Consider the following 17166-nt stretch of genomic DNA (forward strand, 5'->3'; position numbering starts at 1 on the left):
GCGGCCATCGCGCACCGCGCGGCCGCGGACGTCAACGGTGTCGATCGACGTGATCGGCGCCGGACCAGGCGCGGCGCCCGGGAGCCTGACGGGAGATTCGCCCGCATGCTCGAACCGACCGAACCCATCGAGGGTTCCGAAGAACTGAACACCCCCAGCGACACCCTGCCGCCGCGTCGTCGGCGCCGTGCCGCGTCCCGCCCGGCGGGTCCGCCCGCCGCCGCGTCCTCCGAGGCCGCGGCCGAGATCACCGCTCCGGCCGTATCGGCCGCCGTCTCCGCGGAGCTCGCGGAGCAGGTGGAGGAGCTGGAGATTCCCGGGACCGCGGAGGCCGCCGAGGCCGTGACCGCCGAGACGGCCGCGGTCACCGGTGAGGAGCCGGAGGAGACCGAGGAGACGGAGGAAGCGGCCGAGGCCGCCGCCCCCGTGGAAGCCGCTGTCGAAGAGGCGGCGCCCGCGCGCCGCTCGCGCCGCCGTGTTTCCGTGCCCGCCGGGACCCCCAAGGCCATCCGGGGCGAGGCTGCAGCCGAAACCGTCGTGCCGGCGGAGGCCGTCGCCGAGACGCCGGCCACCGGATCCGGTGCCGTAGAGACGCCCGCCGGGTCCGTGGAGGTCGGCGAGGCCGCCGCTCCGCGGCGCACCCGTCGGCGTGCCACGCGCAGCGTGGCCGCGCCCGCCGCGTCCGTGGAGGCGGTCGAGACGGTCGTCGCCGCCACGCCTGCGGAGAGCGTGGAGCAGCCGGCGGGCGCCGAGGCTGTCGCCGAGCCGGCGGCGGAGGCGCCCGCGCCCGCCGCTCGTGCGCGGCGCCGCGCGACCCGGAGCGTGTCCGCGCCCGCCGGTGCCTCGGCACCGACCGAGGCCGCCGAGGCTCCCGTGGTGAGCTCCGCTGCCGGGGTCACGGCCCCCGAGACCGCTGCCGAGAGCGCCGAGCGCGAGTCCGTTGCCGAGGTCGTGGAGGACGCGGCTCCGCGCCGGGTGCGCCGGCGTGCCACGCGCCGCGGGTCCGAGCCCGCCGTGGCGGAGTCCGGGAGCGACGCCCCCGCCGACGAGACCGCGCCGCAGGCCGCTGCCGAGGAGGCCGCGTCCCAGGGCGTCTCCGCCGCCGTCGAGCCCGAGACCGCTGCCGAGAGCGCCGACGAGTCCGTTGCCGAGGTCGTGGAGGACGCGGCTCCGCGCCGGGTGCGCCGGCGTGCCACGCGCCGCGCGTCCGAGCCCGCCGCCTCCCACGCCGTCACCGAGGCCTCCGCGGCCCAGCCCGCTGAGGCTTCCGGCGAGGGCGAGGCCCCCGCCGCCGTCACCTCCACCACCCCCGCCGCCGAGGCCGGGGCCGAGGAGTCCGGGACGCGGCGGAGCCGGCGTCGGGTCGTGCGCCGTGCCGCTACCGGGTTCTCCGAGCCCGCCGCGGAGTCCGCCGTCGGCGACGGCGAGTCGCCGCGCCGGCCTGCACGGCCCCACGTCGCCGTGTTCCAGGCGCCCGTCTTCACGGAGCCGATGTTCCAGACCCCGGAGCGGGCTGCCGCCGCCGCGGCGGCCGAGGCAGCGGAGGGCGAGGCAGCGGAGGGCGAGGAGTTCCTGGAGGAGCGGGCCGAGCAGGCCGAGCATCCCGACCAGGGCGGCTCGCGCCGCCGCCGTCGCCGCCGGGGCTCCGGTGGCGAGGAGTCCGAGACCCGGGCGGCCGCGACCGCCGACGAGTCCGCCGAGGACGAGACGGAGGAGGAGGCCGCCGAGTCGGCCGAGGAAGCCGTCGAGGGCGAGGACGGCGAGGAGTCCGGTTCCCGCCGTCGCCGTCGCCGCGGTGGCCGGCGCCGTCGCCGGGGCGAGTCCGCGGAGGCCGGCGGGGACGAGGACGCGGAGGAGAGCGAGGAGCTCGCCGCCGAGCAGGCCGCGCAGGACGCCGAGGACACCGCCGAGCAGCTCGAGGAGGACGACGAGGACGCGGCCGGGGCCGCGGAGTCGGCCGAGGAGGACGAGGGCCGGCAGACGGGCGGTGGCTCCAGCAGCAGCCGCCGTCGCCGTCGGCGTCGTCGCCGGGCCGGTGACAGCGCCGCCGACAGCGAGCCGTCCGCCGACGACCCCGAGCGCACCGTCGTCAAGGTCCGCGAGCCCCGCAAGGCCGCCGAGCCGTCCGACGAGGTGCAGTCCATCAAGGGCTCCACCCGCCTGGAGGCCAAGAAGCAGCGCCGCCGCGAGGGCCGCGAACAGGGCCGCCGCCGTGTGCCGATCATCACCGAGGCCGAGTTCCTGGCCCGCCGTGAGGCCGTCGAGCGCGTGATGGCGGTCCGGCAGCACGGGGACCGTACGCAGATCGGCGTCCTGGAGGACGGCGTGCTCGTCGAGCACTACGTCAACAAGGAGCAGTCGACCTCGTACGTCGGCAACGTCTACCTCGGCAAGGTGCAGAACGTCCTGCCCTCGATGGAGGCCGCCTTCATCGACATCGGCAAGGGCCGCAACGCCGTCCTGTACGCCGGTGAGGTCAACTTCGAGGCGCTGGGCCTGGCCAACGGCCCGCGCCGGATCGAGTCCGCCCTGAAGTCCGGGCAGTCCGTCCTCGTCCAGGTCACCAAGGACCCCATCGGGCACAAGGGCGCCCGCCTGACCAGCCAGGTCTCCCTCCCGGGCCGCTACCTCGTGTACGTCCCCGAGGGCTCGATGACCGGCATCAGCCGCAAGCTGCCCGACACCGAGCGGGCCCGGCTGAAGACCATCCTCAAGAAGATCGTCCCCGAGGACGCGGGCGTCATCGTGCGCACCGCCGCCGAGGGCGCGAGCGAGGACGAGCTGCGCCGCGACGTCGAGCGGCTCCAGGCGCAGTGGGAGGACATCCAGAAGAAGGCCAAGAACGGCAACGCGCCGACGCTGCTGTACGGCGAGCCGGACATGACCGTCCGGGTCGTGCGCGACATCTTCAACGAGGACTTCTCCAAGGTCATCGTCAGCGGTGACGAGGCCTGGGAGACGATCCACGGGTACGTCTCGCACGTCGCCCCGGACCTCGCGCCGCGTCTGCAGCGCTGGACCAGCGAGGTCGACGTCTTCGCCACGTACCGGATCGACGAGCAGCTCGCCAAGGCGCTGGACCGCAAGGTCTGGCTGCCCAGTGGCGGTTCGCTGGTGATCGACCGGACCGAGGCGATGGTCGTCATCGACGTCAACACCGGCAAGTTCACCGGCCAGGGCGGCAACCTGGAGGAGACGGTCACCAGGAACAACCTGGAGGCGGCCGAGGAGATCGTGCGTCAGCTGCGGCTGCGCGACCTCGGCGGCATCATCGTGATCGACTTCATCGACATGGTCCTGGAGTCCAACCGCGACCTGGTGCTGCGTCGCCTGCTGGAGTGCCTGGGCCGCGACCGTACGAAGCACCAGGTGGCCGAGGTGACCTCGCTGGGCCTGGTGCAGATGACCCGCAAGCGGGTGGGCCAGGGCCTGCTGGAGTCCTTCTCCGAGACCTGCGTGCACTGCAACGGCCGCGGTGTCATCGTCCACCTGGAGCAGGCGAGCGTCAGCGGTGGCGGCGGGAGCAAGCGCCGCAAGCGCGCCCGCGCCGGTGCCGAGCAGCCGCACGAGTACGAGGCTGTGGCCGCCGAGGCGGTCGTCCCGACCGCCGAGGAGGAGGCGGAGACCGAGGCGGAGGCCGCCGAGCCCATCGCGGTGCCCGCGCTGGAGATGGCCCCGGACGAGGAGCTGTACAGCAGCGTCGCCGAGGCGGAGGCCGCGGCGAGCCGTGGCCGTACACGGCGCCGCGCGGGTCGGCGGGTGTCCGCGCCCGCCGGCGCGCCGAAGGCCCACGCCGACGGTGGCACCCCGGCTCCCACGGCCCAGGACGTCACGGCCGCCGAGGAGGCCGCGCGCCCGGTGCTCCAGGAGTCGGCCGAACAGGCTCAGGCCGAGCCCGTGGCCGTCGAGGACCCGGCCGTCCCGGCGCCCGCGGCCGAGGCCCCGGTCGAGGAGGCCGCCCCCAAGGGCCGTACGCGTCGTCGCGCGACCCGCAAGGTGTCGGCGCCGGCCGGTTCCCCGGCGGGTGCCGGGGAGGCCGTGGTGACGGTGACGGAGACCGCGCCGGCGGCGCCCGCCGAGCCGCAGGACGCCGCGGTCGACGCGGCTCCGGTTCCGGCGGGGCAGCCGGAGGCTCCGGCCGAGTCCGCCGCCCCGGCCCGTCCGCGCCGCCGCGCCGTGCGCGAGACCACCGCTCCGACCGCGCCCGAGGACACGGCCGTCGTGGTCGTCCCGTCGGGCACGGCGGAGGAGGCCGAATCGGCCGCGGCCGCTCAGGCCCCCGCGGAGGAGCCCGCCTCGGAGGCGACTCCGGCCAAGAAGGCGGCGGCCCGCAAGACGGCCAAGAAGGCGACGGCGAAGAAGGCCGCCACCAAGAAGACCGCGGCCAAGAAGACAGCCGTGAAGAAGGCCACGGCCAAGAAGGCGGCGAAGACGACGACCGCCAAGAAGACCGCGGCCAAGAAGACGACGGCTAAGAAGACGACGGCGAAGAAGACCGCGGCGGCGGCCCAGCAGGCGCCGTCCTCGGCCGGCTCGTCGGTGGAGGAGTGACGAGGGCCTAGCCCCGGCCGCGTGCCCCGGCCCGGACACCCCTGCGGTGTGCCGGGCCGGGGCACGCGGCTGTTTCCGGCCCGGCGGGGTGAGCGGCGCGCCCGGTGACGCGCCGCCGCCCGCGCGAACGCACCCGGCCCGCCCGGGCCCCGGTCGAACGCCTGAGGTAACGGAGAGGTGGCGAACAGGGGAACACACGTGCACCTTTGATAGCCTGAACGGCGGTATCGGCCGCTGCCGAGACGTACGCCCAGGCGTTTGCCGAGGACCACAGCCGACGAGCACACCGGACATCTCGCTCGCGGCTGACTCTCCCTCAGGGCTCCCCGTCGGCGGGGGGATTCGGGGGAGAGCTGTACGCCGTCCCTGAGCACCGGTGATCCACGGGAAGCGGACGAACGTGCCAGGCGGCCACCTCCCGGCTCAGGTACGTCGTGCGGCTGCAAGGCCGTTGAAGAGGAGGACGCCGATGGCGGACGCCCTGGAGCCCATCCCGGCTGCCCGGCCGGTGATCGGCGATGAGGAGATCGAAGCCGCGGTGCGCGTGCTGCGCAGCGGCAGGGTCGTGCAGGGGCCCGAAGTGGCCGCCTTCGAGTCGGAGTTCTCCGAGTTGGTCGACGGACGCCACTGCGTCGCCGTCAACTCCGGGACCTCCGCGCTCCATCTGACCCTGATGGCCCTCGGTATCGGCCCGGGCGACGAGGTGATCGTGCCCTCGTTCTCCTTCGCTGCCTCCGCCAACGCCGTCCGCCTGGTCGGTGCCGACGTCGTCTTCGCCGACATCGAACCCGGCAGCTTCTGCCTCGACCCGGACGCGGTCGAGGCGGCCGTCACCCCGCGCACCGCCGCTGTCATGCCGGTCCACCTGTACGGGCACCCGGCGGCCATGGACCGGCTCCTGCCGATCGCCGAGAAGTACGGCCTCGCCGTCGTCGAGGACGCCTGCCAGGCCCACGCGGCACGGCTGAACGGCACCCCGGTCGGCGCGTTCGGCACCGCCGGAACGTTCAGCTTCTACCCGACGAAGAACATGCACGCCCTGGAGGGCGGCATGGTCACCACCGCCGACCCTCAGATGGCGCGCACCCTCAGGCTGCTGCGCAACCAGGGCATGGAGCAGCGCTACGCCAACGAGATCGTCGGAGCCAATACGCGGATGACGGACGTCGCGGCGGCGATCGGGCGGGTGCAGCTCGGGCGGCTCGCGGAGTGGACGGACCGCCGCCGCGCCAACGCCGCCCACCTCGACGAGCACATCACCGCGCTGGTGACGCCACCGGTCGCCGGGGGCGCGCGGCACGTCTACCACCAGTACACCGTGCGGGTGCCCGAGGGCATGGACCGGGACGCGGTGCAGGAGCGGCTCACGGCCGCCGGAGTGGGCAACGCGGTCTACTACCCGACTCCCATCCACCGGCTCACGCCGTACTGGGAGCCGGACCGCAAGGCCGGCCGGACCTGGGACCTGCCGCAGACCGAGCGGGCCGCCGCCCAGGTCGTGTCGCTGCCGGTTCACCCGTCGCTGACCGACGCCGACCTCGTGCGCATCGCCGACGCCGTGAACACCCTGGGAGACACACTGTGAGCAGGGCGAAGCTGCGGGCCGGTGTCGTCGGCCTGGGGTCCATGGGCCGCCACCACTGCCGGATCCTGTCGGAACTCGACGGCGTGGAACTGGTCGCCGTCGTCGACCCGATGGGCGACAAGTTCGGTAGCGCGCGGGGCGTGCCGGTCCTGGAGTCCGTCGAGCAGCTCGTCGCGCTGGGCGTCGACTACACCGTGGTGGCCTGCCCGACCGCGCTCCACGAGGAGATCGGCCTGCAGCTCGCCGAGGCCGGAGTGCACGCGCTGGTCGAGAAGCCGGTGGCCGACACCGTCGAGGGCGCGCGGCGCCTGGTCGAGGCGTTCGAGTCCCGCGGCCTGGTGGCCGGCGTCGGCCACATCGAGCGCTACAACCCGGCGCTGCAGAGCCTGCGGGCCCGCCTGGAGGCGGGTGAACTGGGCGAGGTCTTCCAGGTCGTGACCCGCCGGCAGGGGCCGTTTCCGCACCGAATAGCCGACGTGGGCGTGGTCAAGGACCTGGCGACCCACGACATCGACCTGACCGCCTGGGTCACCGGCAAGCCCTACGCGTCGGTCTCCGCGCACACCGTCTCCAAGAGCGGCCGCCCGCACGAGGACATGGTCGCCGCCGTCGGGCAGCTGGCCGACGGCACCATGGTCAACCACCTCGTCAACTGGCTCAGCCCGCTCAAGGAACGGTTCACCTCGGTCACCGGCGAGCGCGGCTGCTTCATCGCCGACACCCTCACCGCGGACCTGACCTTCCACTCCAACGCGGCCGTCGCGACCGAGTGGGAGGCCCTGCAGGCGTTCCGCGGTGTCGCCGAGGGCGACATGATCCGCTACGCGATCCCCAAGCGGGAGCCGCTCCTCGTCGAGCACGAGTTCTTCCGGGACGCCGTGCTCGGCCGCTCGCGCCAGATTTCGACGCTTCGCCAGGGCCTGCGGACGGTCGAGGTGGCCGCCGCGGTGCTCGAATCCGCCGCGACCGGCGACACCGTGCGGCTGGACACGGCCGACGACGCCGTGCCGTCCGGGGCCTGAAGCCTCAGCCCACCGCTTCCGGCCGGGTCCCGTGTCCCGGCCCCGCAGACCGCCCCGAGAAAGAGGCACCCCGTCCATGAACATCTGCGTAGTCGCCCTGGGGAAGATCGGCCTGCCGCTCGCCGTGCAGTTCGCCTCCAAGGGCCACCGGGTGATCGGCGTCGACGTCGACGAGAGGGTCGTCGACCTGGTCAACGCCGGTACCGAGCCCTTCCCCGGCGAGCACGCCCTCGACGTCCGGCTCAAGCGGGCCGTCGACGACGGGCTGCTGTCCGCAACCACCGACACCGCCGACGCGGTGGCCCGGTCCGAGGCTGTCGTCGTGGTCGTGCCGCTGTTCGTGGACGCCGAGGGGGTGCCGGACTTCGGCTGGATGGACGCGGCGACCAAGGCCGTCGCACAGGGCCTGAAGCCGGGCACCCTGGTGTCGTACGAGACCACGCTCCCTGTCGGCACGACCCGCGACCGCTGGGCGCCGATGCTCGCCGAGGGCTCGGGGCTGACCGCGGGCGAGGACTTCCACCTGGTGTTCTCCCCGGAACGGGTCCTCACCGGACGGGTCTTCGCCGACCTCCGGCGCTACCCGAAGCTGGTCGGCGGCATCGACGAGGCGTCGACGCGGCGCGGCGTGGACTTCTACCGGCAGGTCCTCGACTTCGACCAGCGCGACGACCTGCCGCGCCCCAACGGCGTGTGGGATCTGGGCACTTCGGAGGCGTCCGAGATGGCCAAGCTCGCGGAGACCACCTACCGGGACGTCAACATCGGCCTGGCCAACCAGTTCGCGCGGTTCGCCGACACCGTGGGCATCGACGTCAAGAAGGTCATCGAGGCCTGCAACAGCCAGCCCTACAGCCACATCCACCAGCCGGGCATCGCGGTCGGCGGCCACTGCATCCCGATCTACCCGCGGATGTACCTGTGGAACGACCCGCAGGCCACCGTGGTGCGCGCCGCCCGTGAGGCCAACGCGGCCATGCCGGTGTACGCCGTCGACCTCCTCGCGGCCGCCTACGGCGACCTGACCGGCGTGAACGTCCTCGTGCTGGGCGCCGCCTACCGGGGCGGAGTCAAGGAGACCGCGTTCTCCGGCGTCTACGGCACGGTGGAGGCGCTGCGCGAGCGCGGCGCGGTGCCCTGCGTCTCCGACCCGATGTACACCGCCGAGGAGCTGACCGCGCACGGCCTGCCCCCGCACGAGGGCCAGACGGTGACCGCCGCCATCCTCCAGGCCGACCACGCCGAGTACCGCGAGCTGTCGGCAACCGACCTGCCCGACGTACGCGTTCTGGTCGACGGCCGCCGCACCACCGACCCGGCCCGCTGGGAGGGCGTGCGCCGCGTCGTCATCGGCGGCTGACCCGGCCCACTGAGCACGACGTGGACCTCCTGCCCGAGCACGACGTGGGCCCCTTGCCCGAGCACGACGTGGGCCCCTTGCCCGACGATCCTCGGGCAGGGGGCCCACGGCCGTCCGGTGACCCGGGTCAGGCGCCGGCCGCTTCCTCCATGAGCCGCACCACGCGGCGGGCCGCGGTGCCGTCACCGTAGGGAACGCCGCGCGGCGCCTCGGGCGCGGGGCGGCACGCCGTGGCGGCCCACTGAGTTGCCGGCAGTTCGTGCGGGTCGGGCACGAGGACGTTCCAGCCGCCCTCCAGGGTCTCGACCCACTCCGTCTCCGGCCGCACTGTGGTGCACGCCCGGTCGAGCAGGTACGCCTCCTTCTGGAGCCCGCCGGAGTCGGTGACCACGCCGGCGGACGCGAGCACCGCGGCGACCAGACCCGCGTACGGCAGGGGACGGCCGACGCGGACGGATCCCTGCTCCAGCTTGATGCCGTGCTGCTCGGCGCGGGCCACGAGGCGCGGATGGGCGAGCAGCGCCACGGGCAGCGGAAGCCCGGCAAGTGCCCCCACAAGCGCGGAAAGACGCTCCGGGGCGTCGGTGTTGTCCGGCCGGTGCAGGGTGGCCAGCAGGAACGGCTGCGCCGGGTCGATGCCCTCGGGCAGCGCCGGCGCCGGGTGTTCCCCGGCGAGCACCGCGTCCCGGATGCGCAGGCAGATGTCGACCATGACGTCGCCGGACAGCCGAGCGCGGTGCTCCAGTCCCTCGCCGACGAGGTGGCGCATGGCCTCCTCGGTGGGCGCGAGCAGCAGGTCGGCGCAGTGGTCGGTGAGCACGCGGTTGTGCTCTTCCGGCATGCGGCGGTTGAACGAGCGCAGCCCCGCCTCGAGATGGGCGACCGGGATGTGCTGCTTCACGGCGGACAGAGCGCCCGCGATGGTCGAGTTGGTGTCGCCGTACACCAGGACCCAGTCCGGCCGGTGCGCGTCGAGGACGGGGTCCAGGGCGGACAGAACCGCGCCGGTCTGCACGCCGTGGCTGCCGGAGCCGACCCCGAGGTGCACGTCCGGGTCCGGGATGCCCAGCCCGCTGAAGAAGACGTCCGACAGGTCGGCGTCGTAGTGCTGGCCGGTGTGCACGATGACGTGCTCGTGCTCGGTCTGCGCGAACGCGGCGGCTATCGGGGCCAGCTTGACCAGTTGGGGACGGGCTCCGACGATGCTGATGACTTTCACGGCGTCTCTTCTTCTCGGTCAGGGGGGCGGTGGCCCGGGCGGGCGGCCTCACTCGGCGGGTGCTGTCCGCGGTCGCGTCCTCGGCACCGAAGGGCGAGGTCCGATTCTGCGCAGCGTGCGTTCCGCGGGGCGTTCGAGCCACTGGGCGGATGACTATTTTCATGGATCAGGTTCGGGGCGAACGACCAGTGTCCCAGCGGCAGCGGCATGCGGGGACGCAACGATGATCCGCCCGGCGACGCGTGGCGGGGAGTCAGGAGTTGCCGTGAGACGGACGGTGGCCGTCGGCGAGGGAAATTCTCGTCGAACGTGTGTGATAATCCCTCCATTTGGAGGCGGCGGGACCGACACGTCACCGAAGGGTGGAGGAAGGCCACGACCACCAGGGAACCGGCCTGGCCCCCAGTCCGTGTGCGCCCCCGCTCTCACCATGGCTGAGCGAGGAAGCACGGCCGCCACAGTCAACCACTCCAGTCGAGGACAAGTCTGTGCCACCCGCCGACCTGACATCCGCCGAGGGCCAGGACAAGCCGCATCTGCTGTACTTCGCGATCGGTTTCCCGCCCGCGGCCAAGGCCTGTGCCTACCGCATGCGGGAGACCGCCAACCAGTTCGCGGCTCACGGGTGGCGGATCACCGTGGTCACCATCGAGGACGAGTCCTGGATGATCGACACGGGTATCGACCCGACGCTGTCCGCGCCGGTCGACCCCAGGATCGACGTGGTGAAGCTGCCGCTGTCCCGGGACGACCTGGAGACGGACCTGCGGAAGTTCTCCCGCGAGCGCGCGGTCGACCCCGACGCCTGGCTCCGCAAGGCCCGCGAGGACGTCCAGGAGGTCTTCCCCGACCCCGTGTTCGGCGACTGGCGCCCCGACCTGGAGGAGGCCGCCCTCCGCATCCACGCCGAGAATCCCGTGACCCTCTCGATGGCCAGCTGCCTGCCCTATGTGCAGCTCGCCGCGATCCGGCGCCTCTACGACGATCACCAGGTCCCCTACGCGGTCGACTTCCGCGACGGCTGGTCGCTCGACGTCGTGGAGGGTGTCGAGGCGTTCCTGGAGGACTCTCCCGCGGGTGTCTGGGAGTCCCGGATGCTGGCCGACGCGGTGGCCTTCTGGTGCGTCAACGACCCGATCGCCGAGCACTACCGCAAGCGCTACCCCGACGCCCGCTCCCGGATCCACGTCGTGCGCAACGGCTACGACGCCGACAGCGTCGACCTGCCGGCCACCGTGCGCGACCCCGACGCCCCGCTGGTCTTCGGCTACCTCGGGACCGTGACGTTCCCGGCGCCTCTGCTGGCCAAGGTCCTCGACTCCTGGAAGGCGGCCCGCGAACGTGAGCCGCTGCTGGCCGACGCCACACTCGAAGTGCGCGGACACATCGGTGCCGGAGCGCGCCAGGGGGCGAACCGGCACCTGGAGATGCTGTACGAGGCCGCCGCCGACGGCGTCGTCGTCGGCGGACCGGTGCCCAAGGGGCAGGTGTCCGAGCTCTACGGACGGTGGAACGCCCTGTTGTTGATCATCGTCGGCGGCAAGTACGTCACGTCCGGGAAGGTCTACGAGTACATGGCCACCGGGCTGCCCGTCGTCTCGGTCCACGAGCGTGAGCACGACGCCTCGGACCTGCTCGAGGGCCATCCGCTGTGGACCGGCGCGTACGGCCTCGACGTCGAGAAGCTCACGGAGTCGTTCTGCCGGGCCGCGCACATGGCGACGTCGGCCACGGACGAGCAGCGCCGGGGGGCCAAGGCGCACGGGGCGTCCTACCAGCGGGGCGCGGTGATGGCGCCCGCGGTCCGCGAACTGACCGAACTGGTTCTCGACGCGCGGAACGCGGCGAAGGAGAAGGTGGAATCGTGATGGACGTGCTCGTCGTGGTGGGGCGCACGCCCAACACCGACATCCTCCGGACGTTCGTCGGCGAGATGAAGAAGCTGGACGTCCGCGTGCATCTGGTCGGGACGTTCGCGCAGAACCGGATCGACGCGGAGTGGGGGATCGACACCGTCCACCGGGTCGCGACCGACGGCGCCAACCTCGACTGGCGCGCCCGCGGCCGCGCCGTGCACGCGCACCCGCACGAGCGCTTCTGGGCCTACGTCGGCGCGGACGACAAGGTCCTGCGCCTCGCCAGGGCGGCCGGTGTCATCGTCGCGGTCGACTCCAAGGCCTGCTACAGCGGCTGGGAACTGGCGCGGCTGAACACCGGCGCGCACGCCTGCGTCGGCCTCGGCGCGGCCCAGCGCCTGGTACGGGCGCTGAAGGACGGCAACGCCCCGGCCGTTTCCGTGCCCGACGCGGTGGACGACGGTCCCCGGCGCGACCGGATCTCCGACGGCGCGCTGCTCCTGGGCCACGAGAAGGTGCTCGGCTCCCGGATCGGTTCCGCCGTCGCCCGGCGGGTGCCGCTGCTTCCGCTGCCCCGCCGGACCCGGGTCGATGTGACACGCAGTGTCATGACCGGCCTGTTCGGCCTCCGCGAGGCCCGGGCGGCGGTGACGACCGCCGGCGCGGTCGCCCAGCGGCTGCGGGACACGGAGTCGCGGGCCGAGGTGCTGCGCACGGCGACGCGGCGTGCGTTGAGCCAGGGATTCACCCCCGACACACTGCTGGCGTCCGCCGAGGCCGATCTCGCCCACGCCGACAGCCTGTTCGCGGCTGGCGACGCGGCCGGTGCGGCGGAGTTCGTGCACCACGCGCTGCAGACGGCGTTCCACCGGGTCGCCCACATAGATCAGCGGGAGAGCCCGCTGCCGAAGCGGGCGGAGGAGTTCGCCCGTCTGACCGCGGCGTCGACGGCCGCGTCCGCCGTGACCGCGGGGCGCGGCCGGGCGCATCCGGTGGCGGAGCCGGAGCCGGGCCGGCCGCGGCGCCTGCTGGTCGTGACGGACGGCAACGACAACTTCCTCGGCCTGATCAGGGATCACTACGAGTCGAATCCCGACGTCGAGCTGAGGTTCCTCGACATCGCCGACTACCCCGGCATCAAGCGGCTCGCCGGCAACCGCCGCCGTCTCCTGGAGAACCGCCTCGGCGGCGATCCGATGTACGGCTTCACCGCCGAGCAGCACCTGCGTCCCTACCTCGACTGGGCCGACACGGTGTTCATCGAGTGGTGCGCCGCGGCCGCGGCGCTGTTCACCAGCGTGGACCCGGGCACCGCCCGCATCGTCGTGCGGCTGCACCGCTACGAGGCGTTCTCCTACTGGCCCCGGCTGACGGACTTCTCCCGCGTCGACGATCTGGTCTTCGTCGCGGACCACATGCGTGACCTGGCCCTGCGTTCCGTGCCGGCCCTGACCGGACCGCGGGCGCCGCGCACGCACGTCGTCGACAACGGCATGGACCTCGCCGGCTTCGCCCTGCCGAAGAACCCCGACGCCCGCTTCACCGTGGGCATGGTGGGCTTCGGGCGGGTCGCCAAGGACCCCCTGTGGGCCCTGCACGTCATCCGGGAACTGCGCCGCCGCGACGAGCGCTACCGGCTGGTGATGATCGGCGGCGCCATGGACACGAAGGCGAGTCAGGCGGCCGCCGCCTATCAGCGCTCCTTCCAGCGCAAGGTGACCGCGCTGGAGGCGGAGGGGGCCGTGGAGCGCCGGGGAGCCACCACCGACGTGCCCGGCCAACTGCGGGACGTCGGCGTCATCCTCAGCAGTTCCGTGAGCGAGGGCTGCCACGTCGGCGTGATGGAGGGCGCCGCCAGCGGGGCGGTTCCCGTCGTCCGTGACTGGCCCTTCTTCGCGGGGCAGAAGCACGGCGCCTCGACGCTCTACCCGGCGGACTGGGTGGTGAGCACCCCGGAGGCGGCCGCGGACCGGATCCTCGCCGTCACCGCCGACGAGGAGACGTGGGCGGGGCACGGCCGCGAGAGCGGGAAGTACGCCCTGGCCAGGTGGGACTGGCCGGTGGTCCGGGGAGAGTTCGACCGGCTCTTCGGCATCGGCTGACGTCGAGAGCCGGCCCTTGGTCCAGGAGGGCATGAGACGGCCCGTGGTCCGCAGGCACGCTCCTGCGGACCACGGGCCGTTCGTCCACTCCCTCAGGCGTCGCGCTCGCTGAGGACGCCGTCCTCCTCGTCGTACAGCGCACCCGTCTGCGGGCACTGCCACACCCCGGCCTCCTGCTGCACGAGCTTGTGCCCGGCGCGCCCCACCCAGCCGGTCTGCCGCGCCGGCACGCCCATCACCAGGGCGAAGTCCGGTACGTCCTTGGTGACGACGGCTCCAGCGGCGACCATGGCCCAGCGGCCCACGCGGACCGGGGCGACGCACACCGAGCGGGCCCCGACGGACGCCCCCTCGGCCACCGTGACGCCGACGGCCTCCCAGTCGCCGCCGCGCTTCTGCTTGCCCTCGGGGTCGACGGAGCGCGGGTTGTGGTCGTTGGTGAAAACGACGGCCGGCCCGATGAAGACGCCGTCGCCGAGTTCGGCCGGCTCGTAGACGAGTGCGTAGTTCTGCAGCTTGCAGTTGTCGCCCATACGCACGCCCGAGCCGACGTACGCGCCGCGGCCGATCACGCAGCCCTCGCCCAGACGGGCGTCCTCACGGATCTGCGCGAGGTCCCACACGCTGCTTCCGGCACCGATCTCGGCGCTCTCGTCGACCTGGGCGCTGGGCTGGACCCTGTAGTTCACCTGGCTGCCTTCCCCTGTTGGCTTCGGCAGCGAGCATATTCCCCGCCGCGGGAGGACCCGCGCCCGCCCGCTACGCACGCGGACCCCAGCGGCGTGATCATCCCGGGCCCGGCAGGCGGGTGGACGCCAGCGAGTGGCGCCGCCTGGAGGCGTCCGGCCAGGTTGTCATGCACGAGGCTGCCGACCGGTTCCTCGTGGAGCTCCGGGGTTGTCCTCTCCCTCGGCGGGCACCGGCATTTCCATGGCACGCCCGCCCTTCGAACCGGATCCCCTGCTGTGCATGTTCCATCAGGTGATCGACGTACTGAGCCGCTTCGGGGAGGGGCGTGCCGGGGTGGAGGGCCTGATCCTGGGCATCGCTCCGAAGCCGCTCATCGACTGTTCGGCTGAGCCACCCGCCGAGGCAGGCAGAGGGGGCGGGGCCCGGTTTGACCCCTCGAGCCGGGCCCCGTAATCTTGACCGTCGGCGTGTCGCCAGACCCGCCTCATCCCCGTAAACCTCTTCCTCCCGGGAACGGGCCCGCACGGGCCGTGGCCGGGAGAGGCCGTTCGCGTCTGTCGCAGGGCGGCTGGACTGCGGGGATGCCGTTCCGAGCGAGAGAGTGAGATCCGCGTGTACGCCATCGTGCGCAGCGGTGGTCGCCAGCACAAGGTTGCTGTCGGCGACATCGTTGAGGTTGACAAGATTTCCACCGCCAAGGTTGGCGACACGGTCGAGCTCTCGACCCTGCTCGTTGTCGACGGCGACGCTGTGACCAGCGACCCGTGGGTGCTGGCCGGCATCAAGGTCCAGGCCGAGGTCGTGGACCACCACAAGGGCCAGAAGATCGACATTCTGCGCTACAAGAACAAGACCGGCTACCGCCGTCGGCAGGGCCACCGCCAGCAGTACACGGCGATCAAGGTCACGTCGATCCCCACGGCTGCGAAGTAAGGGACTGAGGAGACATGGCACACAAGAAGGGCGCATCGTCCACCCGGAACGGTCGCGACTCCAACGCCCAGCGGCTCGGCGTGAAGCGCTTCGGCGGTCAGGTCGTCAACGCTGGTGAGATCCTGGTCCGCCAGCGCGGCACCCACTTCCACCCGGGCGCCGGCGTCGGCCGTGGCGGCGACGACACGCTGTTCGCGCTCCAGGCCGGTGCGGTGGAGTTCGGCACCAGCCGTGGCCGCAAGGTCGTGAACATCGTTCCGGTCGCCTGATCGGAAGCTTTCGCGAGGCGGACCTCACTTCCCCGGCGGGAAGGCGGGTCCGCCTTTCGCGTGTTACGCAGTAACCACATCCGTACATTTGCGCAGTGCTGGAGGCACACACCATGACCACCTTCGTGGACCGCGTCGAACTGCACGTCGCCGCGGGTAACGGAGGCCACGGCTGTGCCTCCGTGCACCGTGAGAAGTTCAAGCCGCTGGGCGGCCCGGACGGCGGCAACGGCGGGCGCGGCGGCGACGTGATCCTCACTGTCGACCAGTCCGTCACGACGCTGCTCGAGTACCACCACTCCCCGCACCGCAAGGCCACCAACGGCAAGCCCGGCGAGGGCGGCAACCGCTCCGGCAAGGACGGCGAGGACCTGGTGCTGGCGGTGCCGGACGGCACGGTGGTACTGGACAAGCGGGGCAACGTGCTCGCCGACCTGGTCGGCCACGGCACGTCGTTCGTCGCCGCGCAGGGCGGCCGGGGCGGCCTGGGCAACGCGGCGCTGGCCTCCGCCCGGCGCAAGGCTCCCGGCTTCGCGCTGCTGGGCGAGCCGGGGGACCTGCAGGACATCGTCCTGGAGCTGAAGACCGTCGCCGACGTGGCGCTGGTCGGCTACCCGAGCGCCGGCAAGTCCTCGCTGATCTCCGTGCTGAGCGCGGCCAAGCCCAAGATCGCCGACTACCCCTTCACCACCCTGGTGCCCAACCTGGGTGTGGTGACGGCCGGTTCGACCGTCTACACCATCGCCGACGTGCCTGGACTGATTCCGGGTGCCAGCCGGGGCAAGGGCCTGGGCCTGGAGTTCCTGCGCCATGTGGAGCGGTGCAGCGTGCTCGTGCACGTGCTGGACACGGCGACCCTGGAGTCCGACCGCGACCCGGCGTCCGACCTCGACGTCATCGAGGAGGAGCTGCGACAGTACGGCGGCCTCGACAACCGCCCGCGCATCGTGGTCCTGAACAAGATCGACGTTCCCGACGGCAAGGACCTCTCCGAGATGGTCCGGCCCGATCTGGAGGCGCGCGGCTACCGCGTCTTCGAGGTGTCGGCGGTGGCGCGCACGGGGCTGAAGGAGCTGTCCTACGCGCTCGCCGACCTGGTCGCGAAGGCGCGTGCCGCCCGTCCGCAGGAGGAGGCGACCCGGATCGTCATCCGGCCGAAGGCGGTCGACGACGCCGGCTTCACCGTCACCCGCGAGGACGACGGCCTCTTCCGCGTCCGCGGCGAGAAGCCCGAACGCTGGGTGCGGCAGACCGACTTCAACAACGACGAGGCGGTCGGTTACCTCGCCGACCGGCTGGGCCGCCTAGGTGTCGAGGAGGCGTTGATGAAGTCAGGCGCCCGGTCCGGCGACGGCGTCGCCATCGGACCCGAGGACAACGCGGTCGTCTTCGACTGGGAACCGTCGGTCATGGCGGGTGCGGAGATGCTGGGACGGCGTGGTGAGGACCACCGCTTCGAGGCGCCGCGTCCGGCAGCCCAGCGGCGCCGGAACCGGCAGGCCGAGCGGGACGAGGCGGAGCAGGGGTACGAGGGGTTCGACCCCTTCGCCTCGTAGACCGGCTTCATGGTGCCGGCGCC

Annotated in this window: 11 protein-coding genes; 9 read left to right on the forward strand and 2 right to left on the reverse strand. The window is 72.8% G+C overall.

The annotated features are described in order from the left end of the window. The first annotated feature begins 105 nt into the window (after positions 1–105). The 4 genes from ACFY4A_RS00680 (at position 106) to ACFY4A_RS00695 (ending at position 8518) form a co-directional block, all read left to right on the forward strand. Entirely contained in the window at positions 106–4551 is a 4446-nt protein-coding gene (locus ACFY4A_RS00680; protein ID WP_390827231.1) for an Rne/Rng family ribonuclease, read from the forward strand. 469 nt (positions 4552–5020) lie between these two features. Then, positions 5021–6136, forward strand: coding sequence for a DegT/DnrJ/EryC1/StrS family aminotransferase (locus tag ACFY4A_RS00685; RefSeq protein WP_390827232.1), 1116 nt, complete (start codon positions 5021–5023; stop codon positions 6134–6136). Beyond that, entirely contained in the window at positions 6133–7158 is a 1026-nt protein-coding gene (locus tag ACFY4A_RS00690; protein WP_390827233.1) for a Gfo/Idh/MocA family protein, read from the forward strand. The genes ACFY4A_RS00685 and ACFY4A_RS00690 overlap by 4 nt, the downstream gene beginning before the upstream one ends. Positions 7159–7234: 76 nt before the next feature. Continuing rightward, on the forward strand, positions 7235–8518 hold the full coding sequence (locus tag ACFY4A_RS00695) for a nucleotide sugar dehydrogenase (RefSeq protein WP_390827234.1): 1284 nt from the start codon (positions 7235–7237) through the stop codon (positions 8516–8518). Positions 8519–8645: 127 nt separating this feature from the next. Here the strand turns inward: ACFY4A_RS00695 and wecB are convergent, their stop codons facing one another. Next, a complete protein-coding gene (wecB, locus tag ACFY4A_RS00700) occupies positions 8646–9737 on the reverse strand; it encodes a non-hydrolyzing UDP-N-acetylglucosamine 2-epimerase (RefSeq protein ID WP_390827235.1) in 1092 nt (363 codons plus the stop codon). A 488-nt stretch (positions 9738–10225) separates the two neighbouring features. Here wecB and ACFY4A_RS00705 point away from each other — a divergent pair, with 488 nt between their 5' ends. Further along, a complete protein-coding gene (locus ACFY4A_RS00705) occupies positions 10226–11605 on the forward strand; it encodes a glycosyl transferase (protein ID WP_390827236.1) in 1380 nt (459 codons plus the stop codon). After that, positions 11605–13695 carry a glycosyltransferase gene (locus tag ACFY4A_RS00710; RefSeq protein WP_390827613.1) on the forward strand — a complete coding sequence of 697 codons (2091 nt, stop codon included), beginning with the start codon at positions 11605–11607 and terminating at the stop codon, positions 13693–13695. Before ACFY4A_RS00705 ends, ACFY4A_RS00710 begins: the two co-directional genes overlap by 1 nt. Positions 13696–13787: 92 nt before the next feature. Here ACFY4A_RS00710 and ACFY4A_RS00715 read toward each other — a convergent pair whose 3' ends face one another. Then, a complete protein-coding gene (locus tag ACFY4A_RS00715) occupies positions 13788–14384 on the reverse strand; it encodes an acyltransferase (RefSeq protein ID WP_390827237.1) in 597 nt (198 codons plus the stop codon). 613 nt (positions 14385–14997) lie between these two features. Between ACFY4A_RS00715 and rplU the strand changes: the two genes are divergently transcribed. From rplU to obgE, 3 genes are all read left to right on the forward strand, one after another. Then, on the forward strand, positions 14998–15318 hold the full coding sequence (rplU, locus tag ACFY4A_RS00720; protein WP_009188585.1) for a 50S ribosomal protein L21: 321 nt from the start codon (positions 14998–15000) through the stop codon (positions 15316–15318). 14 nt (positions 15319–15332) lie between these two features. Beyond that, positions 15333–15587 (forward strand): 50S ribosomal protein L27, encoded by a 255-nt coding sequence (gene rpmA / locus ACFY4A_RS00725; RefSeq protein WP_030051735.1) that lies wholly within the window; start codon positions 15333–15335, stop codon positions 15585–15587. A 113-nt stretch (positions 15588–15700) separates the two neighbouring features. Next, positions 15701–17143 carry a GTPase ObgE gene (gene obgE, locus ACFY4A_RS00730; RefSeq protein WP_390827239.1) on the forward strand — a complete coding sequence of 481 codons (1443 nt, stop codon included), beginning with the start codon at positions 15701–15703 and terminating at the stop codon, positions 17141–17143. Positions 17144–17166 lie beyond the last annotated feature (23 nt).

Source organism: Streptomyces sp. NPDC001292 (assembly GCF_042896465.1).
Taxonomy (GTDB): Bacteria; Actinomycetota; Actinomycetes; order Streptomycetales; family Streptomycetaceae; genus Streptomyces.